Origin of the sequence: Shewanella sp. 10N.261.52.F9, from assembly GCF_041471165.1 — a bacterium.
In the GTDB taxonomy this organism is placed as follows: Bacteria; Pseudomonadota; Gammaproteobacteria; order Enterobacterales; family Shewanellaceae; genus Shewanella; species Shewanella marinintestina.
Genome location: NZ_JBFRNX010000067.1, coordinates 1 through 563 on the forward strand (window position 1 = coordinate 1; position 563 = coordinate 563).

The following is a 563-nucleotide window of genomic DNA, read 5'->3' on the forward strand; positions in this document are numbered from 1 at the left end:
ATCGATACCGATACGGGGATCGCAACGGGTGTTGCAGTCGGTACCGTCACCATTACCGCATCAGGTAACGCGAATGGCATTGAGTTTACTGCATCTGCTGAATTGACAGTAACGAATGCCACAGTAACCAGTCTGCAAATCACACCACAGGATACCACTGTAGTCGCAGGGCTAGAGCAAGCCTTTACTGCACAAGCGTTAATGTCTGACTCTAGTGTGCTAAATGTGACCACCGATAGTGCATTGTCTTGGAGCAGTAGCGACACCAATATTGCAACTATCGATACCGATACGGGGATCGCAACGGGTGTTGCAGTCGGTACCGTCACCATTACCGCATCGGGTAATACGAATGGCGCTGAGTTTACGGCATCTGCTGAATTGACAGTAACGAATGCCACAGTAACCAGTCTGCAAATCACACCACAGGATACCACTGTAGTCGCAGGGCTAGAGCAAGCCTTTACTGCACAAGCGTTAATGTCTGACTCTAGTGTGCTAAATGTGACCACCGATAGTGCTCTTTCTTGGAACAGTAGCGATACCAATATTGCAACTATCGA

The 563-nt window shown here is 48.7% G+C and carries 1 protein-coding gene; it reads left to right on the forward strand.

Features of this window, described 5'->3' with window-relative positions; genetic code table 11:
- Positions 1–563: Ig-like domain-containing protein (locus AB4298_RS21275; protein WP_371988334.1), on the forward strand; the 563-nt coding region annotated here is incomplete at both ends.